Raw genomic sequence first — 24913 nt, forward strand, 5'->3', positions numbered from 1 at the left:
TCGTGACCGCGGACGGCGATCATCGCGAGCGAACGAACGCGCCCACTAGCCTGCCCGCCGTCCGGCCCACTGGCGGTGATCAGCGTTCGCGGTCAGAACGTCACGCCGAACCATGCTTCCCGACACCGAACGGTGATCATCGCAAGGAGATCACCGCCTGCGGGCGCTTCCTCGGGCGCACATCGCCGCCCGCCCGCCGGAGATGATCACGGCGCCAGGGTTGCGACACGCCGTCGAACCCGGCCATAAGTTCATGTTCAACGGGTGGCGGGGTGGGGGGCCTGGTGGCCGGGGGGTGGGGGGGTTAGTGGGGGAAGGTTGTGGTGATGGTGGTGCGGAGGAGGGTGGTGAGGTCGGTGCGGTCGGGGGTGGAGAGGGCGGCGAGGGACTGGCCGGAGATGCGGTCGGCGACGGCGTCGGCCCAGGCGCGGCGGCGCAGCAGCGGGCCGATCGGCGGGTACGGCGGCTGCCAGCCGAACGCGACCGCGGCCGCCTCCCCCTCCGGCCCGGCGACCAGTGCCTGCACCGGGCTCAGTCCGGCCGCCCGCACCCCGAGCAGCAGCGCCCCGGCCCGGTGCTCGCGCAGCAGGTGCAGCGCCACGGCGGCGCGGGCGCCCGGACCGTCGTCGGGCACCGGCATCGCCCGCCAGGCGGCGAACAGCGGCAGCCCCGACGCGTCCGCGGCCAGCACCGCCTTCTCGGCCAGCTCCACCAGCCGGTCGATCTTCGGTGCGTCGTCCAGGTGCTCCGAGCCCCACCGGCAGCACTCGGCCAGCATGTGCGCGGCGACCTCGCGCGGCGACAGGGCGCGCCGGGCCGCGTCCCACCCGTCCCGGACCGCCTCCGGGGCGATCAGCCCCAGCGCCGCGGCGACCGTGTCGGGGCGTACGTCGCCCAGCGCGCCGCCCCGGCCCGCCACGTAGCTGGCCCAGCCGGTGAGGCCGAGTTCGCGGGCGCGGCGCAGCGTACGCGGGCACTCCAGGAAGGCGCCGCCCAGGCGGTTCACCGCCGGAGCGATCATCGCGGCGGTCTGCGTGGTGGTGGCGGTCGATGTCACATGTGGATTGTGCCGTGTCATACCACCGCGCGGCATCCGCGCACACCCCCGGGCGACAGGCCCTGTGGACAACCCGTCCCCTGTGGATAACTCGTCGGCGGATGCGGCCGCCGCACGTAACCTGAGGCGATTCCCGATTCCAGAAGGGGGCGCACGATGCGTCAGGACATGTACTTCTCGGCCGATGTGGAGGCCGACGGCCCGATCCCGGGGCCGTTCTCGATGGTGAGCGTGGGGCTGGCCGTGGCCGGAACCAGGGCACACGCCTTCAGCCGGGCCGATCCGACCGCGGCCACGTTCTACCGAGAGCTGAAGCCCGTCAGCGACGACTTCGTGCCGGAGGCCATGGCGGTGTCGGGGCTCGACCGCGCCGCGCTGGTGCGCGACGGAGCCGACCCGGCCACCGCGATGCGGGAGCTGACCGATTGGGTCAAGGAGACCGCCGCGGGCGCCAAACCGATCTTCGTGGCGTACCCGGCGAGCTTCGACTGGATGTTCGTCTACTGGTACCTGATCCGCTTCACCGGCGGCAGCGTCTTCGGCCACTCCGGCTGCCTGGACGTGAAGACGGCGTACGCGGTCAGGGCCGACGTGCCGTTCAGCCGGGCCGTCAAGGGCCAGATGCCCCGGCACCTGCTCTCGCGCCGCCCGCACACGCACAACGCGCTCGACGACGCGATCGAGCAGGCCGACCTGTTCGCGAACGTGATGGAGTGGCGGCCCGAGGCGGCGGGGCGGCCCTAGACCTCCACCGTCGCCCCGGCGGCCAGCCGGGCGTAGTCGGCGCCGGAGCGCGCGGTCAGGTGGGCGTCGGTCAGCGCCAGCCCCTGCTCGTTGTAGAGGCAGTCGTGCAGCGCGTACGCCTGCTGCGGCTTGACCGCCCGGACGAAGTCGATCGACTCGCTCAGCTTGAGCCAGGGGCCCGACACCGGCACGAACAGCGTCCGTACGTTCGCGTCGGCGGGCACGTCGAACGAGTCGCCCGGATGGTAGAGCGTCTCGTTGACCAGGAACCCCAGGTTCGGCACCCGTGGGATGTCGGGGTGGATCACGGCATGCCAGCCGCCGTACGCCTTCACCAGCACGGTCGCGGCGGTGAAGGCGTGCCCGGAGGTCACCGGCACCGCGGCGCCCTCCCACTGCGCCGCGAACTTGTCCACCACGTCCGGGTGGGCGTAGATCTGCGCCGACGGCCGCTTGGCCAGCGCCTCGGCGAGCTGGTCGGCGTCGACGTGGTCGGCGTGCTCGTGCGTGATCAGCACGGCGTCGACCCCGTCCAGCGCCTTCTCGGACTCGCTCCACACGCCGGGATCGATCACCACGACCGCGTCGTCGTGCTCGATGCGCAGGCACGAGTGGGAGTACTTGGTGACGCGCATGGATGTCCACCCTTCCGATCCCCGACCGTATTCCTACCGTGACCAGTCTGCCGGAACCTGAGGGGTCATGAGACGCGTCCGCTCAGGCATGAAGAAGACGTTCCCAGTATTGACGCTGGTCGGCCTGCTCGCGCTCGCCGGATGCTCTTCGTCCGACAGCGCCAGCGACAGCGAGAAGCCGGCCTACGACGGCGCCGCCGCACCGATGGCCCCCGGCGACGCCCAGCGCGGCCTCAACTCGGCGGAGGGCGGCAAGGGCACCGGCAACGGCTACACGACCGCGCCCGAGGGCGTCACCGCGACCGGCGGCCCGGTCGACGCCCGGTCGATCATCTACCGGGGCGACATCACGGTGCGGGTCGAGAAGGTCGCCGAGGCCGCCGACCGGCTCAAGGCCCTGGTCGGCACGGCCGGGGGCTTCCTCGGCGCCGACAAGCGCACCGCCGACTCCGGCGAGGCGCAGGCCTGGCTCACCATCCGGGTGCCCGCCAAGGAGTTCTCGTCCGTGCTGGAGCAGGTGGCCAAGCTCGGCACCGAGGTCAACCGGAACACGAACACCGAGGACGTGACCGAGGCGGTCGTCGACCTGGACACGCGCATCGCCGCGCAGAAGGCCAGCGTCGACTCGGTGCGCCGCATGTTCACGCAGGCCAAGGCCCTGTCCGAGGTGGTGCTGCTGGAGCGGGAGCTCAGCAACCGCCAGGCCGAGCTCGCCTCGCTGGAGGCGAAGAAGCGCAACCTCGACAACCTGGTCAGCCTGTCCACCATCAACGTGGTGCTGATCGGCCCGGACGCCCCCGCGCCCGAGCCGCCGAAGAAGAAGGCTCCCGGGTTCCTGGGCGGGCTGGAGTCGGGCTGGGACGCGTTCGTGAGCACCGTGCAGCTCGCGCTGGCGGTGCTGGGCTTCCTGCTGCCGTTCCTGGTGGCGCTGGCGATCCCGGTCACGCTGCTGGTGCTGTGGCGGCGGCGCCGCCGCCCCACCCCCACCCCGCCCGCCGCGTAGCGAGATGAGGAAGGGCCCCTTCGTCGACTCGCGTGGCGAGGCGAGCAGCAGCGCGGCTCGCTTCACGTGGGAGAAGGGGCCCTCTCAACCCCGGTTCGCCGGCGATCAGGAGCGGCGGGATCGCGGCTGCGGGTCGGGGACCGGGTCGTCCTCGTCGATCATGTCGAGGGCGGCCTGCTCCTCCAGGACGGTCTCCTGCAGGGTCGGCTCCGGGTGTTCCGGGCCGGCGAAGGCGGTGCCCCGGGCCTGGCCGTCGTCGCTGCCGCCGAAGACCCGGTCCGCCTCGACGGGCTCGTCCGGCACCTCGCCGCCGGCATCGGCACCGGCCGCCGCCTCGGTGCCGGGCGACCAGCGCCAGGCCGCGGGCTCGGCGGCGGCCACCTCGGCCCGGCGGCGGGGCAGGGCGTCGGGGCGGTGGTCGCGTACCCAGGCGATCAGGTGTTCGCGGACCAGGCAGCGCAGGTCCCACAGCCGGGGCGCGTCCCCGGCGCTGACCAGCGCGCGCAGCCGCACCAGCCCGCCCACCGCGTCGGTCACCTGCAGCACGCACACCCGCCCGTCCCACAGGTCGCTGCCCTCGACCACGCGGCGCAGCTCGTCGCGCAGCGGCGGCACCGGCGCGGTCCAGTCGACGTCGAACTCGACCGCGCCGAGCACCTCGGCCTTGGTGCGGGTCCAGTTCTGGTACGGCTTGGTGGTGAAGTACGACGTCGGCAGGATCAGCCGCCGGTCGTCCCAGATCTGCAGCACCACGTGGCTGAGCGTGATCTCCTCGACCCGCGCCCACTCGCCCTCGACCACCACGACGTCGTCGAGCCGGATCGCGTCGCTGAACGCCAGTTGCAGCCCGGCGATGACGTTGCCGAGCACGCTCTGCGCGGCCAGCGCCGCCACGATGCCGATGACGCCCGCCGACGCGAGCAGGCTGGCTCCGACGGTACGGACCTGCGGGAACGTCATCAGGACCAGGCCGAGGGTGACCACCACGATGGCGGCGATGGTGACCCGGCGCAGCAGCAGGATCTGGGTGCGCACCCGCCGGGCCTGCCGGTTGTCCGGTACGTCGATGCGGTAGCGAACCTCGATCGCGTCCTCGAGCGCCAGCAGCACCGTCGCGGTCAGCCACGCTCCGGCGAGGATCACCCCGATGCCCATCACGTGCAGCAGCTCGGGCTTCATGTCGAAGTCGAACCACAGCGGGGTGGCCTGCAGCGCTATCCGCAGCGCCAGCAGCGCCGCGAAGACCTGGAACGCCCGGTGCGAGTGTGACGCGAGTTCGGCCATGGCTACGGAGCGGCGGCCGAGCCGTACCACGATCCGGTGGATGATCTCGACGGCGGCCAGCGCGACCAGCGGCGCGGCGAGGACTATGGCGAGCGGCCAGGGAACATGCTGCACGGCGGGCTCCTTCCCCGCCCAGCCTGGCGCAAACAGTTAAGAAGGGCCCCATCTTCTACGGAAACCGATAAGAAGGGGCCCTTCCTTGCGCGCTGAGCGCTAGAACGACGGCGACGCCAGGGCGGCGAGCGCCGTGTGCACCATGGTGCGCACGCCGTAGCCGATGGCGCGCTCGTCGACGTCGAAGCGCGACTGGTGGATGTCGAGCACCTCGGTCGAGCCGGGGATGCCGGTGCCCAGGCGGATCATCGCGCCGGGCACGTGCTCGAGGTAGTACGCGAAGTCCTCGCCGCCCATGCTGATCTCGGCCTCGACGACGCGCTCGGCGCCCAGCGCCGCTCCGGCGGCGCCCGCGACCACGGCCGCGGCCATCCGGTCGTTGATCACCGGCGGCACGCCCCGGATGTAGTTCACGTGCACGTCTGCCCCGGTGCCGGCCACGACGTCGTGAATGAGGCCGGTGACCAGGTCGGGTGCCTCGCGCCACGCGTCGCGGTTGAGCACCCGGATGGTGCCCTTGGCCGAGCCCTCGTTCGGGATGGCGTTGGACGCCTCACCGGCGCGGATGGCGCCGAAGACGAGCGACAGCCCGGCGCGGGGGTCGACCCGGCGGCCCAGCAGCGCGGGCACCTCGGTCACGACCTTGGCCAGCGCGTACACCAGGTCGGCGGTCAGGTGCGGGCGGGCGGTGTGGCCGCCCCGGCCGCTGAGCTTGACCTCGACCACGTCGCAGGCTGCCGTGAACGGACCCGAGCGCACCCCGACCAGCCCGACGGGCAGCTGCGGGGCGCAGTGCAGCGCGTAGATCGCGGCGACGTCCTTGAGCGCTCCGGCGGAGACCATGTCGGGCGCGCCCGAGGTGATCGACTCCTCCGCCGGCTGGAAGATCAGCCGCACCCGGCCGCCGATGCCGCCCTGCGCCTCCAGCTGCGCCAGCGCCAGCCCGACGCCGAGCAGCACCGTGGTGTGCACGTCGTGGCCGCAGGCGTGGGTGACGTTGGGCACCGTCGACCGGTACGGCACGTCCTTGACGTCCTGCAGCGGCAGCGCGTCCAGGTCGGCGCGCAGCGCGATGACGCGGTCCCCCTCGCCGATGTCGCACATGACGCCGTTGCCCCGGGGCAGGAACTTCGGCTGCAGCCCGGCCGCGGACAGCTCGCGGGCGACCAGCGACGCGGTCTCGAACTCCTGGTGGGAAAGCTCCGGGTGCGCGTGGATGTGACGTCGTACGGCGACAAGATCGGCCCCCCGGGCGGCGAGCCAGCGGTCGAGCTGGCCGGGCAGGGGGTCGTCGTCAGGCACGAACGACGTCAATGAGCCGCCCTTGGGCAGCGTCAGCGCACTCGTCACGGCAGATTCTCGATCTCGGTCGATGGAAAAAACATCGTCAACCTTAGCCCCGGCACGGTGACTCTGCGCAACTGCTGTTTAGTAGCAACGGCGTTGCACAGAGTCACGTTCGGGCAGCTAGCGCCCGTTCCGGGACTGTCTGGCGCATCAGTTGCATGCGTCTTCACCTCTAACAACGTGTGACGACGCGCCGAGAAACGCACCGGAAGAGACTCACATCACCCCTCGTGAGTACGTCAGACATCCGGTGCGCGGACGATGTACTTCTTACCTGCCGTTCACATTCGGCCGGGGTAACCCGGTGGGATTAGCCCGGCCGGACGATGATCACCCGGCCGGACGGCGCCGCTCAGAACGTCTCGCGCGGCTGGTACACGCCCCAGACCTTGCGCAGGGTGTGGCAGACCTCGCCCACGGTCGCCCGCAGGCGCAGCGCCTCCCGCATCGGGTAGAGCACGTTCTCGCTGCCCATGGCGGCCGCGCGGAGCTTGTCCAGGGCCGCCTCGACGGCCGGGTTGTCGCGCTCGGCGCGCAGCGCCGCCAGCCGGGCCGCCTGCGCCTGCCCGATCGACGGGTCGACGCGCAGCGGCTCGTACGGCTCCTCGACGTCGACGGTGAACCGGTTGACGCCGACCACCACCCGCTCGCCCGAGTCGACCTCCAGCGCGGTGCGGTACGCCGAGGACTCGATCTCGCGCTTCTGGAACCCCGCCTCGATGGCGTCGACGGCCGAGCCGTACTCGAAGACGCGTTTGATCAGCGCCTGGGCCTCCCGCTCGATCTCGTCCGTCATCGCCTCCACCACGTACGAGCCGGCGAACGGGTCCACGGTCGCGGTCAGGTCGGTCTCGTACGCGAGCACCTGCTGCGTGCGCAGGGCCAGGCGGGCCGCCTTCTCGGTCGGCAGCGCGATCGCCTCGTCGTAGCTGTTGGTGTGCAGCGACTGGGTGCCGCCGAGCACCGCGCCCAGGCCCTGCACCGCGACCCGGACCAGGTTGACCTCGGGCTGCTGGGCGGTCAGCTGCACGCCTGCGGTCTGGGTGTGGAAGCGCAGCATCCACGACTTGGGGTCCTTGGCGCCGAACTCCTCGCGCATGACCTTCGCCCAGATGCGGCGGGCGGCGCGGAACTTCGCCACCTCCTCCAGCAGCGTGGTGCGGGCGACGAAGAAGAACGAGAGCCGGGGCGCGAAGTCGTCCACGTTGAGGCCCGCGGCGACCGCGGTGCGGACGTACTCGATGCCGTCGGCCAGGGTGAACGCGATCTCCTGCACGGGCGTGGCCCCGGCCTCGGCCATGTGGTAGCCGGAGATCGAGATCGTGTTCCACTTGGGGATCTCGGCGCGGCAGTAGGCGAACGTGTCCGCGACCAGCCGCAGCGACGGCTTGGGCGGGAAGATGTACGTCCCCCGGGCGATGTACTCCTTGAGGATGTCGTTCTGGATGGTGCCGTTCAGCTTGTCGCCCGGCACCCCCTGCTCCTCGGCGACCAGCTGGTAGAGCAGCAGCAGCACGCTGCCCGGCGCGTTGATCGTCATCGAGGTGGAGACCTTGTCCAGCGGGATGTCGCGGAACAGGACCCGCATGTCCTCGATCGAGTCGATCGCGACGCCGACCTTGCCGACCTCGCCGTAGGCGATCGGCTCGTCGGAGTCGTACCCCATCTGGGTGGGCAGGTCGAAGGCGACGGACAGGCCCATGGTGCCGGCGCCGAGCAGCTGGTGGTAGCGAGCGTTCGACTCGGCCGCCGTGCCGAACCCGGCGTACTGCCGCATGGTCCACGGGCGCGAGGTGTACATGGTCGGGTAGACGCCCCTGGTGAAGGGGTACTCGCCCGGCCGCTCGCCGCCCTCGGGCCCGTATACGGACGCGATCGGGAAGCCGGATTCGGTGAGCCGCTCTGAACGCTCGTTCATACCGGCGATGTTAAGTGGGCGGGGTGCCGGTCGGGGTGAGGGATTGCGCACATCACGTACACCCAGCGTAGTGCCATCGAAACTCGCTGGTGAATTTCCAGCGCAGTGTGCGCCCTCGGCTTTCCCTTCCGCGCGGAGTGGGACAGGATAGGAGGGCGCGTGCGCTCGTACCGAAAAGACGAATCCCCTCTCCCTTGGCGGCTCAGCAGTGACCACCCATGCATCCACCTGGAGCGGCAGCCCCACCCCCGGCCGGGCGGCTCCGGGCACCGTCATCGGCGGGCGCTACTCCCTGCGCACCGCCATCGGGCACGGCGGAATGGGCACGGTGTGGCGTGCCGCCGACACCGTGCTGCGCCGCGAGGTGGCGGTCAAGGAGGTCGTGCTGCCGCCGGGCCTGGCCGCCAGCGACGCCGCCTCGATGTACGAGCGGACCCTGCGCGAGGCCCGCGCCGCCGCCAGCCTGTCGCACCCCAGCGTGGTCCAGGTCTTCGACGTGGTGACCGAGAACGGCCGCCCCTGGATCGTGATGGAGCTGCTCGACGCCCGCGGCCTGGCCGACATGGTGATCGAGGACGGCCCGCTGGCGCCCCGCGCGGTCGCCAAGATCGGTATCGCCCTGCTCGGCGCGCTGGAGGTCGCGCACGCCGCCGGAGTGCTGCACCGCGACGTGAAGCCGGCCAACGTGCTGATCACCACCGACGGCCGCTGCGTGCTCACCGACTTCGGCGTGGCCAAGCTGCCGACCGACGTGCAGCTGACCACCCCCGGCATGGTGCTCGGCTCGCCGCACTTCATCTCCCCTGAGCGCGCGCTCGGCCACCGCTTCGGCCCGCCCAGCGACCTGTTCTCCCTGGGCGTGACCATGTACACCGCCGTCGAGGGCCGCCCGCCGTTCGACAAGGGCGACCCGCTGGCCACCATGCACGCCGTGGTCGAGGAGGAGCCGGTGCCGCCGCAGCGCTGCGGCCCGCTGCGCGACGTGCTCTACGGCCTGATGGAGAAGAACCCCGACCGCCGCTGGGACGTCGCCCGCGCCCGCGCCGAGCTGCGCGACCTGCTGGCCGGGTCGCTGGCGCAGAACCCGACCCCGCAGCACGTGACCGACCCGTACGCGGTGGTCGCGCCGCAGCCGTCCACCACCGCCTGGGTCCAGCCGCAGCAGCCCGCCGCCCCGGCCAAGCCCATCGGCGGCCGGGCGATGCTGCACACCGGCGAGACCCCCACCAGCCGCGGCGCCCGCCGCGCGGCCGAGCCGTCGCCGGTCGACGTGCCGACCGGCGCGCACCCGTCCGCGGTCCCGACGGGCGCCATGCGCACCGTCACCCCGAGCGCCAGCCCAGCCGCCGCGGCCGGGCTGCTGGACCAGGTCAAGAACGCGCCCAAGAAGCTGCGCCTGGCCGTCGGCGCCGGGCTGGCCAGCGTGGTGCTGATCGCCACCGTCGCCTGGGCCGTGCTCGGCGGCGAGGACGAGCAGCCCCCGGTCAACACCGGCAACGGCACGCCCGCCCCCACCACGGCCGCCTCAGCCGCCGTCCCCGACGGCATGCAGCGGGTGACCTTCAAGGGCGTGACCGTGCTGGTCCCGGCGGGTTGGAAGGCGAGCAAGCCCAAGACCGCCAGCTACATCGACTACCTGGACCCCGCCGACAAGGAACGCTGGCTGCGCATCAACGTGTACGACGGCCGCTCGCCCCGCTCGGAGCTGACCGGCGCGGAGAACACTTTCAAGACCAGCTCCAGCAAGTGCGTGAAGGACAGCTACCAGCGGATCTCGCTCACCGACGAGAAGCTGGGCGAGCTCGACGCGGCGCAGCTTGAGTTCCAGTGCACGCCGCCGGGCAAGGACCAGCGGCACGCGGTGTGGCGCATCGGCCTGTCCGGCAAGACGGCCTACCACGTGTATCTGTCCACCTGGGAGAGTTCGTTCGCGCAGGACAGGGGCATCTTCGACACGGCGGTCGGATCGTTCACTCTCGCCACGACCTGACGCTTTTGTTCGGCAAACGGGTGTTGCGCGTGTTATGAAACTCCGATGAGCGACAACCTCGCCGAACGCGCCCGTAACTGGATCTCGGAAGACCCTGACCCCGACTCGCGTAAAGAGCTGCAACAGCTGCTCGACGCGCTGCCCGCGACCGAGGCCGAACTCGCCGACCGGTTCAGCGGCCCGCTCACCTTCGGCACCGCCGGGCTGCGCGGACCGCTGCGGGCCGGCCCCAACGGCATGAACCTGGCCGTGGTGCGCCAGGCCGCCGCCGGGCTGTGCGCCTGGCTCAGCCGCCACGAGCCCGGCGAGCTGCTGCTCATCGGGTACGACGCCCGTCGCGGGTCGCACGAGTTCGCCAAGGAGACCGCCCGCGTCGCCACCGGCCTCGGCCTGCGCGCGGCCCTGCTGCCCCGCCCCCTGCCCACCCCCGTGCTGGCGTACGCCGTGCGGCGCCTGTCCGCCGTCGCCGGGGTGATGGTCACCGCGTCGCACAACCCGCCGCAGGACAACGGGTACAAGGTGTACCTGGGCGAGCGGCTGGGCGGCGCGCTGGGCGCCGGGGCGCAGATCGTGCCGCCGGTCGACACCGAGATCGAGGCGGCGATCCGCGCGGTCGGGCCGCTGTCGCAGGTGCCCCTCGGCAGTGACGGCGAGGTGCTCGGCGAGTCCATCGTCGAGCAGTACGTCGCCGCCGCGGCCGGGGTGGTCAGCTCTGACGAGCCCAAGGAGCTGGTGGTGGCGTACACACCGCTGCACGGCGTGGGCGGCGCGGTGCTGCGGGCCGCGTTCGAGCAGGCCGGGTTCGACGCTCCGGCCGTGGTCGCCGCGCAGGCCGAACCCGACGGCGCGTTCCCGACCGTGGCGTTCCCCAACCCGGAGGAGCCCGGCGCCATGGACCTGGTGTTCGCGCTGGCCCGGGACCGGGGCGCCGACATCGCCATCGCCAACGACCCGGACGCCGACCGGTGCGCGGTCGCCGTCCCGGTCCCGAACGGCAACGGCAACGGCAACGGCAACGGCAACGGGCGCAACGGCAACGGCTGGCGCATGCTGCGCGGCGACGAGGTGGGCGTGCTGCTCGCCGACCACCTGATGCGCTCGGGGCGCGGCGGCACGTACGCGACGACCATCGTGTCCTCGTCGATGCTCAAGGCGATGGCCGCCAAGCGCGGGCTCGGCTACAACGAGACGCTGACCGGGTTCAAATGGATCGCGCGGGCCGCAGAGGACCTGGGCTACGGCTACGAGGAGGCGCTGGGCTACTGCGTCGCCCCGGACCTGGTCCGCGACAAGGACGGCATCACCGCGGCGCTGCTGGTGGCGGAGCTCGCCGCCGGGCTGAAGGCGGAGCTGCGTACGCTGCCCGACCGGCTCGACGAGCTGGCCGCCGAGTTCGGCCTGCACACCACCGACCAGCTCTCGGTGCGGGTGGACGACCTGGCCGAGATCGAGCAGATGATGGCGCACCTGCGCGCCAAGCTGCCCGCGTCGCTGCTGGACGAGCCGGTGCTGTCGACCGAGGACCTGCTCGACCGCGAGGGCCCGCAGCGCTCCGACGTGGTGATCCTGCGGACCGACTCCGCCCGGGTGGTGGTGCGCCCGTCGGGCACCGAGCCGAAGCTGAAGGCGTACCTGGAGGTGGTCGAGCCGGTGGTCGACGGCGACGTGGCCGCCGGCCGCGAACGCGCCGCCGCGACGGTCCGCGCCCTGCGCACCGAGGTTGCCGCCGCCCTCGGCATCTGGTCCGTCAGCCCCTGACCTGGGGAAGGAAGGGACCCTTCTTATCGCTTCGCGTAGAACAAGGGACCCCTCTTAACGTGCCCGCAGCGCCACGACGCTCGCGTTAAGAAGGGGCCCTTCTACCTCGGAAAGCGATAAGAAGGGTCCCTTCCTTCGCACTAACCCGGGGGGTCGACGGGCCAGACGGTCACGCCGCCGGTACGGTCGCCGGGGCCGATCAGGTCGGTCACCAGGCGGCGGAGCACGTCGGCGCGGGGTTCGCCGTCGGGTAGGACGAGCGCCCCGGCGCGCCAGAAGCGCAGGTCTGCGCGCAGGCCGTCGCGCATGCGGCCGGTGACCTTCGGCGGCTTCGCACCCTCGGCGACCGCGGCGAGCAGCAGGTCGGTCGGGCGCTGCGGGGGGCCGAAGGCGGCCGTGCCGGGTTCGCGGCCGGGGCCGATGAAGTAGCCGCCGGGGAAGGCGTACCGCTGGCCGGACTGTGCCCACCAGCGCATGCCCTCGCTGTGCTTGGCGCTGGTCACGGGGATGGTGACCAGGGTGCGGCCGGGCGGGACGTACCGCTGCCAGGTGCCCTCGGTGATGAACTTCGGCACGGCCGGACCGCGTACGGTCAGCAGCGGCAGCGGCACCAGCGGCACGAGGGCCAGCACGACCAGAGCGGCGCCGAGGCGGCGCGGGGCGAGGCCGCCGGCCTGCCGGGGCAGCGACCGCACCAGCTCCACGGTCAGCGCGAGCAGCGCGCCGAGCACCGGCAGCAGCACCAGCCCGAACCGCACCGGGACGACGGACTCCAGCAGCGGCAGGACGCCCAGCGGCCGCCACAGGCCGGGCAGCGCGGTGCGCTCGCCCCCGGCGAACACCTGCTTGCCGAGGGCGAAGAGGGCGAAGACGGCGGCGGTGAGCAGCAGCGCGCGGACCAGCACCCGCTGCCAGAGCCGGGCCACCACCGCCAGCGCCAGCAGCACCAGCAGCGGCCAGCCGAAGAAGGTGTTCTGCTCGGCGTCGTTGGGGGCGAGCACCTTGGTGAGGTCCGGGTTGCCGCCCAGCGACAGGCGCGGGAACGCGGTGAAGCTGGCCAGGTCGGCGCCGAAGGCCGAGGCGCCGGGCGGCAGGCCGCGGAAGCTCTCCGGGCCGAAGAACTGCCGGTACAGGGGGTACGCCAGCAGCACGCCGCCCACGGCCGCCGCCACCAGCGCACCGCGCAGCACGGGCCGCAGCCCGGCCCGGCGGGCGTCGGCGTCGTAGGCCGCGTACGCGGCGAGGAAGACGGCGCAGCCCAGCGCCGTGTAGAGCAGCACCTCCTCGTTGACGAAGGCCTGCGCGACCACGAGCAGCCCGAGGACGGCCCCGTTGCGCAGCGCCCGGCCCGGCTCGCGCAGCCGCAGCGCCGCGTGGACGAGCAGCGGCACCAGGAACTGGGCGGTCCAGTTCGGGTGCCCGTTGGCCTGGCTGATCATGCCGGGGCCGAAGCCGCACAGCGCCCCGCCGACCGCCGCCGCCAGCGGGCTGGTGACCAGGTGGCGGCGGAAGAACCAGAACCAGGCCGCGGCGGTACCGGCCAGACCGGCTACCACCAGCACGGAGAACGAGATCTGGGTACCCCACAGCAGCGTGATCGGGGCCAGGGGCAGGCCCAGCCCCAGGATGACCGTGTTGGCCATCAGGTTCACGCCGTACGGGGTGTTCATGTCCGCGGTGAGGAACGGGTCGGTGCCGTCGCGCAACACGCCGACGGCGTGCTGGAGCACGAACTGGAAGAAGACGTGGTCCTGGGGGTTGGCGACGAGTACCGCCCGCGCCCCGTCCCGCCACAGTCCGAACGTCACGAAACCGGCCATGACCAGGTACGCCGTTGCCGCGAGCGCCCCGGCGCGGTCGACGCGGCGGGGCGCTCGAACCCTGGCCGGGTGCTCGGACGGGGTGGTCGGACGGGGCGGAGCGTGCGGCGACTCCCGAATTTCGGTCTTCACGACGGTCGAATGTACGGCATTTATGTACTCTGTCCTGATTAGCCCTAGGCAAATGGGACATAGAAGAAGAATGCTCACATTGGACGGGACTGGACGGGACATGACGTCGTACGCCACCGAGGGGCAGCTCAGCGGCGACCAGCGGATCCAGGCGGCGGTGCTGGAGAGCCTGGCCGAGGCGGTCAACCACCGACGCTGGTTCGCCGGGTTCGCCGTGCCGTACCTCGGCGAGCATCCGATCGAGATCGGCAGCGGACTCGGCGACTACGCCGCCGAGTGGCTGCCGCACGTGCGGCGGTTCACCGCCACCGAGGCCGACCCCGACCGGCTCATCGAGCTGAAGTCGCGGTACGCCGACGACGTGCGGGTGGAGGCCCGGCAGATGCTGCTGCCCACCGACGAGCGCGGCGACCACACCGCCCTGGTCAGCTACAACGTGCTGGAGCACATCGAGGACGACGTCGAGGCGCTGCGCAGCATGGCCCGGCTGGTCCGGCCCGGCGCGCCGCTGGTGCTGGTGGTCCCAGCGTTCCCGATCGCGATGAGCCGCGTCGACGTGGCCACCGGCCACTGGCGCCGCTACACCCGCCGCACCCTCACCGAGGTGGCGCTCGCCGCGGGCCTGTCCGTCGAGCACACCCGGTACGTCAACTCGCTCGGCTTCATCTGCTACTTCCTGACCGCCCGGGTGCTGGGCATGGCCCCCCAGGGCGGCGCCATGATGCGCGTGTACGACTCCGTCGTCACCCCGGTCACCCGGGCCCTCGAAGCCCGCCTGCGCCCCCCGTTCGGCCAGTCCGTCCTGGCCGTCCTCCGCCGTCCCCACTGACCCGCCCCCGCCCTTGCCACGGCGGGGGCGGGGCCGGGGTCAGAAGCGCGGCATGCCGCCGAACTGGCGGTCGCCGGCGTCGCCGAGGCCGGGGACGATGAACATATGCTCGTTGAGGTGGCTGTCGATGGAGGCGGTCACCAGGCGCAGCGGCAGGCCGGAGCGCTCCAGGCGCTCTACCCCGGCGGGGGCGGCCAGGACGCAGAGCACCACGATGTCGGTGCAGCCGCGGTCGGCCAGCAGCCGGCAGCAGTGCTCCAGCGAGCCGCCGGTGGCCAGCATCGGGTCCAGGACCAGGACCGGGATGCCGGTCAGGTCGGCGGGCAGCGACTCCATGTAGGCGCGCGGCTCGAAGGTGTGCTCGTCGCGGGCGAGGCCGACGAAGCCCATCGAGGACTCGGGCAGCAGCGCGAGCGCGGCGTCGGCCATGCCGAGCCCCGCCCGCAGCACGGGCACGATCAGGGGCGGATTGGCGATGCGGGTGCCGACCGCGGTCTCCACCGGCGTCTGCACCGGGAAGGTCTCGGCCGCGAAGGTGCGTGAGGCCTCGTACGCCAGCATGGTCGTGAGCTCGTGCAACGCGGCCCGGAAGCTGGCCGAGTCGGTACGGGCGTCGCGCATGGCGGTGAGGCGGGACTGGGCCAACGGGTGATCTACGACGAGTACGTCCACGAGCCAAGAAGTTACCCGCCCGCGACGGCCTCCAGTGGGCTGACTCGCGACCGCCGCCGCACGGCCTCGTGGTACACGCCGAGCACCGTGTCGGCGTAGCGCTGCGGGCAGTGCGCCGCGGCGGCGGCGCGGGCGGCGGCGCCGAGGCGGTGCGCGGCCCGCCGGTCGCGCAGCAGCCCGAGCACCGCGTCGGCGAACGAGTCCGGCTCGGGTTCGGCGAGCACCGTGCTGCCCGCCAGCACCCCGTGGCGGTGCAGGGACGGATCGGCCAGCACCGCGGCCAGCCCGGCCAGCGCGGCCTCCTGCAGCACGAGGGCCTGCGTGTCGGTACGCGACGGGAACGCGAACACGTCGGCGGCCGCGTACGCCTGGGCCACCACCTGCGGCGGCTGCTGGCCGGCGCAGACGATCCGGGCGGCGGCCGCGGGGCCGACCGAGCGGAGCAGGCGGTTGAGCCAGCGGCGCTCGTACACCGCGCCGATCAGCACCAGGCGCGCGGACGGCAGCCGGTCGAGGATCCGCGCGAACGCCGCGATGAGCAGGTCGACGCCCTTCTCCCGGTTGACCCGGCCGACGAACAGCACCAGCGGGTCGCTCGGGCCGATGCCGTACCCGGTGCGGAACGCCATCGCCTCGGCGGGCGTGGCGGCGCGCGGGGCGACGCCGGTGGGCGCGAGCACGATCCGCTCGGCGGGCACGGGCAGCTCGACCCGGTCCAGCACCGCCCGGGTCGGCACCACCACCGCCCCCGCGTCGCCGAGCAGCAGCCGGTTGCCCGCGGTGAGGGTGGCGGTCCGGCAGCCCGGCAGCGGCCTGGGCTCGCCCAGCCGACCGGCGTACACGCGCAGCAGCAGGCGCAGCGCCCAGCGGGGCACCTTGTACGCGTCGGCGTACGCGTGCAGGTCGGTGTGGTAGGTCTGCACCAGCGCCGCGCCGGTGCGCCGGGCGACCAGCACGCCGAGCAGCCCGGCCGGGCCGGGGGTGTGCGCGTGCACGACCTCGGGGCGGTGCGCGGCCAGCTCGGCGACCAGCCGTTCGCGTACCCCCCGGGTGTTCATCGGCCAGCGGGCCAGGCGCAGGTCGGCGACGCCGCACGCCAGCGCGGGCAGCCGCAGCAGCCCCGGCTCGGTGCGCTGTTCCCGGTGGCGCGGCACGACGAGCAGGCTGTCGTGCCCGGCGGCGAGCTGCGCCGCGTGCAGGGTCCGCAGCGAGGTGACGACGCCGTCACGACGCGGCAGGTACGTGTCGGTGAAGTGCATGATGCGCACTCGAATACGGTCAGTGACCTGCCCGAACACCGCATGTAAGGCAGGTGTCGGCGGCATTAAGAGCCGCTGAGGTACTGGCGTTCGGGCGTGCCGATCCGGGCTGCGCCGTCCGGACGGGCGCGCCCCCCGCCCGCCTTGGCATCGACACTGGCCTATCCAGAGGACGAATCACGCGAAACACTGCTCCAGATAGGCCACTGTCGATGCCAAGTGGGGCCGGGTCACCCCGTGGCCAGCCCGAGTGGCGGGGGTCTCCGTTCCACCAGATGGACAAGATCGATGAGAGGGCGTCCGCGTAGACTTCGGCTCATGACGGCCACCATGACACCGTTGTCCGAGGTGACGCGCTCCGATGCGGCGCTGCGGATGTTCCTGCACGGGCTGCCCGGCGTCGACCAGGTCGGCGCGCAGGCCCGCGCCGCCGCGCTCGGTACCCGCTCGATCAAGACCACGGCCAAGGCCTGGGCGATCGACCTCTCGATCCGGATGGTGGACCTGACCACCCTGGAGGGCGCCGACACCCCCGGCAAGGTCCGCGCCCTGTGCGCGAAGGCCCGCCAGCCCGACCCGAGCGACCCGGGCTGCCCGCCGGTGGCCGCGATCTGCGTGTACCCGGCGATGGTCCCGGTCGCCGCCGAGGCGCTGCGCGGCAGCGGCATCCACCTGGCCAGCGTCGCGACCGCGTTCCCGTCGGGGCAGGCCCCGCTGAGCGTGAAGCTCGACGACACCCGGGCCGCCGTCGCCGCCGGTGCCGACGAGATCGACATGGTGATCAGCCGGGGCGCCTTCCTGGCCGGTCGCTACCTGGAGGTCTTCGAGGAGATCGCGGCCGTGAAGGAGGCGTGCGGCGACGCGCACCTCAAGGTCATCCTGGAGACGGGCGAGCTGGTCACTTACGACAACGTGCGCCGGGCCTCGTGGCTGGCGATGCTCGCGGGCGGCGACTTCATCAAGACGTCCACGGGCAAGGTGCAGCCCGCGGCCACCCTGCCGGTCACGCTGATCATGCTGGAGGCGGTGCGCGACTTCCTGGCCGCCACCGGCCGCAAGGTCGGCGTGAAGCCCGCGGGCGGCATCCGCACCACCAAGGACGCCATCAAGTACCTGGTCATGGTCAACGAGACGGTCGGCGACGGCTGGCTCGACCCGGACTGGTTCCGCTTCGGCGCCTCCACCCTGCTCAACGACCTGCTGATGCAGCGCACCAAGCTCGCCACCGGCCACTACGCCGGCCCCGACTACTTCACGCTGGACTAGACATGAGCGCATTTGAGTACGCGCCCGCGCCCGAGTCGCGCTCGATCGTCAACCTGCAGTCCTCGTACGGGCTGTTCATCGACGGTGAGTTCGTCGACGGCGACGACCGGCGCAAGACCATCTCCCCCGCCACCGAGGAGGTGCTGGCCGAGGTCACCTGGGCGGGCACCGCGGACGTCGACCGGGCCGTCAAGGCCGCCCGGCGCGCGTACACGAAGGTGTGGGGGCCGATGCCGGGCGCGGAGCGGGCCAAGTACCTGTTCCGGATCGCGCGGATCATCGCCGAGCGCAGCCGCGAGCTGGCCGTGCTGGAGTCGCTGAACAACGGCAAGCCGATCAAGGAGTCGCGCGACGTCGACGTGCCGCTGGCCTCGGCGCACTTCTTCTACTACGCGGGCTGGGCCGACAAGCTGCCGTACGCGGGCTTCGGCGCGGACCCGCGGCCGCTGGGCGTGGCCGGGCAGGTCATCCCGTGGAACTTCCCGCTGCTGATGCTGGCGTGGAAGATCGCCCCGGCGCTGGCCGCCGGCAACACGGTGGTGCTCAAGCCCGCCGAGACCACCCCGCTGACCGCGCTGCTGTTCGCCGAGATCTGCCAGCAGGCGGACCTGCCGCCGGGCGTGGTCAACATCGTCACCGGCGCGGGCGAGACCGGCGCCGCCATCGTGAACCACCCCGACGTGGACAAGGTCGCCTTCACCGGCTCGACCGAGGTCGGCCGGATCATCGCGCGCGCGGTGGCCGGTACCAGCAAGAAGGTCACCCTGGAGCTGGGCGGCAAGGCCGCGAACATCGTGTTCGAGGACGCCGCGATCGACCAGGCCGTCGAGGGCATCGTCAACGGCATCTTCTTCAACCAGGGCCATGTCTGCTGCGCGGGCTCGCGCCTGCTGGTGCAGGAGTCCGTCGCCGACCAGCTGCTGGAGTCCCTGAAGCGGCGCATGGCGACCCTGCGCGTGGGCGACCCGCTGGACAAGAACACCGACATCGGCGCGATCAACTCCGCCGAGCAGCTCAGCCGGATCAAGACGCTGGCCGACGTGGGCGAAGGCGAGGGCGCCGACCGCTGGTCGCCGCCGTGCCAGCTGCCCGACCGGGGCTTCTGGTTCGCCCCGACCATCTTCACCGGCGTGTCCCAGGCGCACCGGATCGCCCGCGAGGAGATCTTCGGGCCGGTGCTGTCGGTGCTGACGTTCCGCACCCCCGCCGAGGCGGTGGAGAAGGCCAACAACACGCCGTACGGGCTGTCGGCAGGGATCTGGACCGAGAAGGGCTCGCGCATCCTCGCCATCGCCGACCAGCTGCGCGCCGGCGTCGTGTGGGCCAACACCTTCAACAAGTTCGACCCGACCTCGCCGTTCGGCGGGTACAAGGAGTCCGGTTACGGCCGCGAGGGCGGCCGCCACGGCCTGGAGGCGTACCTTGCCCAGTAAGAAGAAGGACTCCGCCCCGAAGTCGGCCGAGGCCGCGGCCGCGGCCGTGCCGGAGGAGCCGCAGCGCACCCGCCTCGCGGTACGCAAGACGTACAAGCTCTACGTCGGCGGGGCGTTCCCGCGCAGCGAGTCCGGCCGCACCTACGTCGTCGCCGACAGCAAGGGAAACTTCGTGGCCAACGCCGCCCAGGCCTCCCGCAAGGACGCCCGTGACGCCGTGCTCGCCGCCCGCGCCGCGTTCGGCAAGTGGTCCGGCGCCACCGCGTACAACCGGGGCCAGGTCGTCTACCGCGTCGCCGAGATGCTGGAGAGCCGCCGCGACGAGTTCGTGTCGCTGGAGGTGCCCGCCGCCGAGGTGGACGCCGCCGTCGACCGCCTCGTCTGGTACGCGGGCTGGACCGACAAGATCGCCCAGGTGCTGGGCGGGGCGAACCCGGTCGCCGGGCCGTACTTCAACCTGTCCTCGCCCGAGCCCAGCGGCATCGTCGCGATCGTCGCGCCGCGCAAGCCGACCCTGCTCGGCCTGGTCAGCGTCATCGCACCGGTCATCGCCACCGGCAACACCTGCATCGTGATCTCGGACGCGCCGCGGGTCGCCATCACGCTGGCCGAGGTGCTCGCCACCTCCGACCTGCCCGGCGGCGTGGTCAACATCCTGACCGGCTCGGCCGCCGAGATCGGGCCGTGGCTGGCCTCCCACGCCGACGTCAACGGCGTCGACCTGACCGGCCTGGCCGACGCCAAGCTGGCGGTCACCCTGGAGCAGGCCGCCGCCGAGACCCTCAAGCGGGTACGGCGCCCCGCAGCGGCGCTCGACTGGAGCGGTGACCCGGGGCTGGTGCCGATGACCGCGTTCCTCGAGACGAAGACGGTCTGGCACCCCAAGGGCCTCTAGGCTGAGTGGAAAGGAAGGGCCCCTTCTTATCGTTATCCGATGCAGAAGGGGCCCTTCTTAACTTCTGGCCGGAAGGGCTGGCGCGTGGCGGAGGACAGTGGACAGGTGCTGGCGCGGGCGCGGGTGATCGCCGACGAGGTGCTGTTCCCGGCCGCGTCGGGCGTGGACCGGGCCGACCGCGTACCGGCCACGCTGCTGGACCTGCTCGCCGACGCCGGCTGCTACGGCATGGCCGCGCCCGCCGACGCGGGCGGGCTCGGCCTGTCCTGGCCGGAGGCCGCCGCACTGGTCGAGACCCTGGCCGACGGCTGCCTCACCACCGCCTTCGTATGGCTGCAGCACCACAGCCCGGTCCGCGCCGTCGCCGACAGCCCCCACCCCGAACTGCGCGACCGCTGGCTCGCCCCGCTGGCCCGGGGCGAGCGCCGAGCCGGCATCGCCCTGGCCGGGCTGCGCGTGCCGGACGCCCCGATGCGGGTGACGCCGGTCGACGGCGGCTACCTGCTCGACGGGCGGGCGCCCTGGGTCACCGGGTGGGGCATGATCGACACGCTGTACACGGCCGCCCTGGACGCCTCCGGCGACGTGCACTTCCTGCTCGTCGACGCGGTGGCCTCCGCCACGCTCCAGGTGCGCCCGCTGGAACTCGTGGCGGTGCGCGCCAGCGCCACCTGCGACGTCCACTTCGAGCGCCATTTCGTGCCCGCCGACCGGCTGGTCGACGTCGTGCCGTACGCGGACTGGTCCCGGGCGGACTCCTCCGGCTCGGCCACGAACGGGTTCCTGGCGATCGGGGTGGCCGCTCGGTGCGTACGGCTGCTGCCGCCCGGTGCTGTCGCCGAGACGCTGTCCGCGCAGGTCGATGCGGCCCGGGGCGGGTTGCTGGGCGCGGACTCGGCGAGCAACCCGGCGGCACGGGCCGAGGCGTCCGCAGTGGCCGCACGGGCGGCTGCGGCGCTGGCGGTGCAGACCGGGGCACGGGCCGTACTGCTGGAGCACGATGCGCAGCGGCTGGCCCGCGAGTCGGTGTTCCTGCTGGTCTTCGGCAACCGGCCCGCGATCCGCGACGCCCTGCTGACGAGACTCACCCACCCCTGACCCCGCCGCACCGCCGCACCGCCGCACCGCCGCACCGCCGCACCGCCGCACCGCCTTGCATAGACGTTGGCCTATTACGAAGAAGATGATCAAGTTTTTTTCCTCGTAATAGGCCAACGTCAATGAACGGGCGGGGGCGGCCGCTGAGGGGCGGAGGACTCGGGTGGGTGCGGGCGGCCGGTGGGCCCGGCGCGCGGCCGGACGGGGCTGCTGCGGAGTGACCCAGGTCATCGGGCACGATGGTGGTTGTGGCGAGACCGTTCGATCCCCGGCTGATCCGATACGTCCCGTCCACGCGTGCCGGGCTGGCGCAGCTCGGCGTGCTGGGCGTGGCCACCGCGGCCGCCGTGGTGGTAGCCGCCGCCGCGCTCGCGCGGGCCCTGGCCGCCGCGGTCGAGCTGCGCCTGGACCAGCCCGCGCTGGCCGTGTTCCTGCTGGCGCTCGCCGCGCGCGCCGGACTCACCAGCGCGCTGGGCGTGGTCGCCGCGCGCATGTCGGCCACGGTCAAGGCGAGCCTGCGCGGCGATCTGCTGGGCGCGGTCGGGCGGCGCGGCCCGACCTGGCTGGCCGGGCAGCGCGCCGGCGAGCTGGCCACGCTGGCCGGGCGCGGCCTGGACGCCCTGGACGGCTACTTCACCGGGTACCTGCCGCAGCTGGTGCTCGGCCTGACCGTGCCGGTGGCGGTGCTGGGCACCCTGCTGCTGACCGACCTGCCGTCGGCGCTGATCGTGCTGGTGACGCTGCCGCTGATCCCGGTGTTCGGGGCGCTGGTGGGCTGGCAGACCCGGACCGCGACCGACCGGCAGTGGCACCGGCTGCAGCTGCTCGGCGGGCACTTCCTGGACATGGTGTCGGGGCTGCCGACGCTGCGGGCGTTCGGCGGGGCGCGGGCGCAGGTGGGGGCGGTGCGGCGGATGGCCGACCGGCACCGCGCGGCGACCATGCGTACGCTGCGGCTGGCCTTCCTGTCCGCGCTGGTGCTGGAGCTGGTCGGGACGATCTCGGTGGCGCTGGTCGCGGTGCCGGTGGGCCTGCGGCTGCTGGACGGCCGGATGACGCTGGCCACGGCGCTGCTGGTGCTGCTGCTGACGCCGGAGGCGTACGCCCCGCTGCGTGCCGCGGGGACGAGGTTCCACGCCAGCATGGAGGGTCTGACCACACTGGACCAGGCGTTCACGCTGCTCGCGGCGCCGTCGGCCGAGCCGGGGCGCACCACTGCCCCGGCGGCCAGGCCGGTCGGCCTGATCGAGCTGCGCGGGGTCACGGTCACCTTCGAACGGGGCGACGGCCGGCGGGTAACCGCGCTGCGCGACGTCGACCTGGTGCTGCGGCCGGGCGAGCGGGTGGCCCTGGTCGGCCCCAGCGGCGGCGGCAAGAGCACGCTGCTGAACGTGCTGCTCGGCTTCGTCGTCCCCGACCGGGGCCAGGTGCTGGTGGACGGGGTCGACCTGGCCGGGCTGGACCTGGACGCCTGGCGCCGCCGCCTGGGCTGGGTGCCGCAGCGCGCGCACCTGTTCGCGGCGAGTCTGGCCGACAACATCGCGCTCGGCGACCCGGACGCCCCGCGCGCCGACGTCGAGCGCGCCGCCCGCGCGGCCGCGCTCGGCCCGGTGCTGGACGCGCTGCCGCAGGGCCTGGACACGGTGCTGGGCGAGCGCGGGCACGGCCTGTCCAGCGGCGAGCGGCAGCGGCTGGCGCTGGCCCGGGCGTTCCTGCGCGACGCGCCGCTGCTGCTGCTGGACGAGCCGACAGCCCGGCTGGACGCCGCGAGCGAGCAGGCGGTGGTCGAGGCCACCGCGTCGCTGGTACGCGGACGGACCGCGCTGCTGGTGGCGCACCGCCCCGCGCTGCTGGCGGTGGCGACCAGGACGCTGCACGTCGACGACGGCCGGGTCCGGCCGCTGGAAACCCAGGAGCCGGTGGCGGTATGAGACCGATCCTCGCCTTCGCCGCACCGCTGCGGTGGCGCCTGCTCGGCGCCGGACTGCTCGCCGCGCTGACCGAGGCCGCCGGGCTGGGGCTGATGGCCACCGCCACCTGGCTGCTGTGCACCGCCGCGGGCCAGCCGCCGCTGATCGCGCTGAGCGTGGCCATCGTGGTGGTGCGGACGCTGGCCATCGGCCGGGGCGTGCTGCGCTACGTCGAGCGCCTGGCGAGCCACGACGCCGTGCTGCGGATGGTGACCGAGGTGCGGGCACGGATCTTCGCGGCGCTGGCGGACCGGCCCGCCGCCGCGCCCGCGCTGCGCCGGGGCGACCTGCTCAGCCGCATGGTCTCCGATGTCGACGCGGTGCAGGACCTGATGGTCCGGGTGCTGCTGCCGATGGCGTCGGCCGGGCTGGTGGGCGCCGCGGCCGTGGCCGCCGCCGCGTTCGCCGACCCGCTGGTGGCCCTGGTGCTGGCGGTCGGCCTGCTGCTGGGCGGGGCCGCCCTGCCCGCCGCGGCCGCCCGGCTGGCGGCCCGGGCCGGGGCCCGCCTGGCCCCGCTGCGCGCCCGGTACGCCGTGGACACGATCGACCTGGTGCACGGGGCCGCCGACCTCGCCGCGTACGGCGCCCGCGACCGGTTCGAGGCCCGGGGCGCCGCGCACGCCGCCGAGCTGGCCGCGACCGAGCGGGAACTGGCCCGCCGGGCGTTCGCACTCGACGCGGCCGCCACCGTGCTCAGCGCCGCCACCGCCGTCGCGGTGCTGGTCACCGGCCTGGCGCGCGGCGTCGACGGGGTGTGGCTGGCCGCGCTGACCGTGGCCGCGCTGGCCGCCGGCGAGCTGTCGCTGTCCCTGCTGGCGGCCGCCCGCAAGGGCGCGGAGATCCGGGGCAGCCTGCACCGGCTCGCCGAGCTGCTGACCGCGGGCGGGTCCGGTGAACCGGCCGCCGAGCCCGCCGGGCGCCCGGTGCCCGACGGCCCGCTGACGCTGCGGCTGACCGGGGCGTCCGTCCGGTATCCGGGCGCGGCGGCACCGGCGCTGTCGGACGTCGACCTGGAGCTGCCGCCGGGGCGGCACACCGCGATCGTCGGCCCGTCCGGGTCGGGCAAGAGCACCCTGCTGGGCCTGCTGACGGGCGCGCTGGCGCCGGACTCGGGCCGGGTCGAGGCCGACGGCGCGCCGATCGGCGAGTACGACGCGCAGCGCTGGCACACCGCCGTGACCGGCCTGCTCGCCGACGCGTACCTGTTCCACGCCTCGGTCCGCGACAACCTGCTGCTGGGCCGCCCGGACGCGACCGACGAGGAGCTGCGGGCCGCGTGCGGGATTGCCGGCCTGGGCGAGTGGGTAGCCGTACACGGGTTGGACGTGCGGGTGGGCGAGGACGGCGCCGAGCTGTCCGGCGGGCAGCGGCAGCGGCTCGCGCTGGCCCGCGCGGTCCTGGCCGAGCCACGGGTGCTGCTGCTCGACGAGCCGACCGAAGGGCTGGATCCGGCGCGCGCCGACGCGGTCCTCGCCGCGGTGCGGGCGCACCGGCGCGGGCGTACCACGGTCGTGGTGACCCACCGGCTCGCCGGGCTCGACACGTTCGACGAGGTCGTGGTGCTGGACGCGGGCCGGTTGCAGGAACGCGGAACGCAGGGTTGGGTGCGGGCGCACGGCGGCTGACACGAACCACTAGGGTGTGCGGAGAGTCACCGACCCGGCAGGGTCGGTCAGTCGAACGTCGGAG

Annotated in this window: 19 protein-coding genes; 11 read left to right on the forward strand and 8 right to left on the reverse strand. The window is 73.2% G+C overall.

Translation table 11 applies throughout. The features are described 5' to 3' along the window. Nucleotides 1-304 precede the first annotated feature (304 nt). On the reverse strand, nt 305-1021 hold the full coding sequence (locus tag QEZ54_RS03055) for a hypothetical protein (protein WP_281303040.1): 717 nt from the start codon (nt 1019-1021) through the stop codon (nt 305-307). Between the two features lie 192 nt (nt 1022-1213). On the opposite strand from QEZ54_RS03055, the gene QEZ54_RS03060 reads away from it, so the two are divergent. After that, complete coding sequence (locus QEZ54_RS03060; protein WP_281302875.1) at nt 1214-1801, forward strand: exonuclease; 588 nt, start codon at nt 1214-1216, stop codon at nt 1799-1801. Here QEZ54_RS03060 and QEZ54_RS03065 read toward each other — a convergent pair. After that, a complete protein-coding gene (locus QEZ54_RS03065) occupies nt 1798-2436 on the reverse strand; it encodes an MBL fold metallo-hydrolase (RefSeq protein ID WP_281302876.1) in 639 nt (212 codons plus the stop codon). The two genes, QEZ54_RS03060 and QEZ54_RS03065, sit on opposite strands and share 4 nt — an antisense overlap. A gap of 67 nt (nt 2437-2503) precedes the next feature. Between QEZ54_RS03065 and QEZ54_RS03070 the strand changes: the two genes are divergently transcribed. Next, a complete protein-coding gene (locus QEZ54_RS03070) occupies nt 2504-3439 on the forward strand; it encodes a DUF4349 domain-containing protein (protein ID WP_281302877.1) in 936 nt (311 codons plus the stop codon). Nucleotides 3440-3544: 105 nt separating this feature from the next. On the opposite strand, the gene QEZ54_RS03075 is transcribed toward QEZ54_RS03070, so the two are convergent. The 3 genes from QEZ54_RS03075 to QEZ54_RS03085 form a co-directional block, all read right to left on the reverse strand. Further along, nucleotides 3545-4837, reverse strand: coding sequence for a mechanosensitive ion channel domain-containing protein (locus QEZ54_RS03075; protein WP_281302878.1), 1293 nt, complete (start codon nt 4835-4837; stop codon nt 3545-3547). A gap of 99 nt (nt 4838-4936) precedes the next feature. Beyond that, the gene (locus tag QEZ54_RS03080; RefSeq protein WP_281302879.1) at nt 4937-6187 is read right to left on the reverse strand and encodes an amidohydrolase; all 1251 of its coding nucleotides are present in this window, start codon (nt 6185-6187) and stop codon (nt 4937-4939) included. 349 nt (nt 6188-6536) lie between these two features. Next, the gene (locus QEZ54_RS03085) at nt 6537-8102 is read right to left on the reverse strand and encodes a methylmalonyl-CoA mutase family protein (protein ID WP_281302880.1); all 1566 of its coding nucleotides are present in this window, start codon (nt 8100-8102) and stop codon (nt 6537-6539) included. Nucleotides 8103-8310: 208 nt separating this feature from the next. On the opposite strand from QEZ54_RS03085, the gene QEZ54_RS03090 reads away from it, so the two are divergent. Further along, on the forward strand, nt 8311-10092 hold the full coding sequence (locus QEZ54_RS03090; RefSeq protein WP_281302881.1) for a serine/threonine-protein kinase: 1782 nt from the start codon (nt 8311-8313) through the stop codon (nt 10090-10092). A gap of 45 nt (nt 10093-10137) precedes the next feature. Continuing rightward, on the forward strand, nt 10138-11850 hold the full coding sequence (locus tag QEZ54_RS03095) for a phospho-sugar mutase (protein ID WP_281302882.1): 1713 nt from the start codon (nt 10138-10140) through the stop codon (nt 11848-11850). Between the two features lie 140 nt (nt 11851-11990). Here QEZ54_RS03095 and QEZ54_RS03100 read toward each other — a convergent pair whose 3' ends face one another. Further along, the gene (locus tag QEZ54_RS03100) at nt 11991-13802 is read right to left on the reverse strand and encodes a hypothetical protein (protein ID WP_281302883.1); all 1812 of its coding nucleotides are present in this window, start codon (nt 13800-13802) and stop codon (nt 11991-11993) included. 100 nt (nt 13803-13902) lie between these two features. Between QEZ54_RS03100 and QEZ54_RS03105 the strand changes: the two genes are divergently transcribed. Continuing rightward, nucleotides 13903-14631: a class I SAM-dependent methyltransferase gene (locus tag QEZ54_RS03105; RefSeq protein ID WP_281302884.1), complete on the forward strand. Its 729-nt coding sequence runs from the start codon at nt 13903-13905 to the stop codon at nt 14629-14631. A gap of 39 nt (nt 14632-14670) precedes the next feature. On the opposite strand, the gene upp is transcribed toward QEZ54_RS03105, so the two are convergent. Together upp and QEZ54_RS03115 are read right to left on the reverse strand one after the other, a co-directional pair. Continuing rightward, complete coding sequence (gene upp / locus QEZ54_RS03110) at nt 14671-15303, reverse strand: uracil phosphoribosyltransferase (RefSeq protein WP_281302885.1); 633 nt, start codon at nt 15301-15303, stop codon at nt 14671-14673. An 11-nt stretch (nt 15304-15314) separates the two neighbouring features. Then, the gene (locus QEZ54_RS03115; protein WP_281303041.1) at nt 15315-16562 is read right to left on the reverse strand and encodes a glycosyltransferase; all 1248 of its coding nucleotides are present in this window, start codon (nt 16560-16562) and stop codon (nt 15315-15317) included. 318 nt (nt 16563-16880) lie between these two features. Between QEZ54_RS03115 and deoC the strand changes: the two genes are divergently transcribed. From deoC to cydC, 6 genes are all read left to right on the forward strand, one after another. Beyond that, nucleotides 16881-17828, forward strand: a complete 948-nt coding sequence (gene deoC, locus QEZ54_RS03120) for a deoxyribose-phosphate aldolase (RefSeq protein WP_281302886.1) — start codon at nt 16881-16883, stop codon at nt 17826-17828. Between the two features lie 2 nt (nt 17829-17830). Then, complete coding sequence (locus QEZ54_RS03125; RefSeq protein ID WP_281302887.1) at nt 17831-19261, forward strand: aldehyde dehydrogenase family protein; 1431 nt, start codon at nt 17831-17833, stop codon at nt 19259-19261. A 46-nt stretch (nt 19262-19307) separates the two neighbouring features. Continuing rightward, nucleotides 19308-20156 carry an aldehyde dehydrogenase family protein gene (locus QEZ54_RS03130; protein WP_281303042.1) on the forward strand — a complete coding sequence of 283 codons (849 nt, stop codon included), beginning with the start codon at nt 19308-19310 and terminating at the stop codon, nt 20154-20156. Nucleotides 20157-20240: 84 nt separating this feature from the next. Then, nucleotides 20241-21254, forward strand: a complete 1014-nt coding sequence (locus QEZ54_RS03135; RefSeq protein ID WP_281302888.1) for an acyl-CoA dehydrogenase family protein — start codon at nt 20241-20243, stop codon at nt 21252-21254. Nucleotides 21255-21493: 239 nt separating this feature from the next. After that, complete coding sequence (gene cydD / locus QEZ54_RS03140) at nt 21494-23185, forward strand: thiol reductant ABC exporter subunit CydD (protein ID WP_281302889.1); 1692 nt, start codon at nt 21494-21496, stop codon at nt 23183-23185. Next, nucleotides 23182-24849 carry a thiol reductant ABC exporter subunit CydC gene (gene cydC, locus QEZ54_RS03145; protein ID WP_281302890.1) on the forward strand — a complete coding sequence of 556 codons (1668 nt, stop codon included), beginning with the start codon at nt 23182-23184 and terminating at the stop codon, nt 24847-24849. The genes cydD and cydC overlap by 4 nt, the downstream gene beginning before the upstream one ends. Nucleotides 24850-24913: the final 64 nt, after the last annotated feature.

Source organism: Catellatospora sp. KI3 (assembly GCF_029948125.1).
Lineage (GTDB): Bacteria > Actinomycetota > Actinomycetes > Mycobacteriales > Micromonosporaceae > Catellatospora.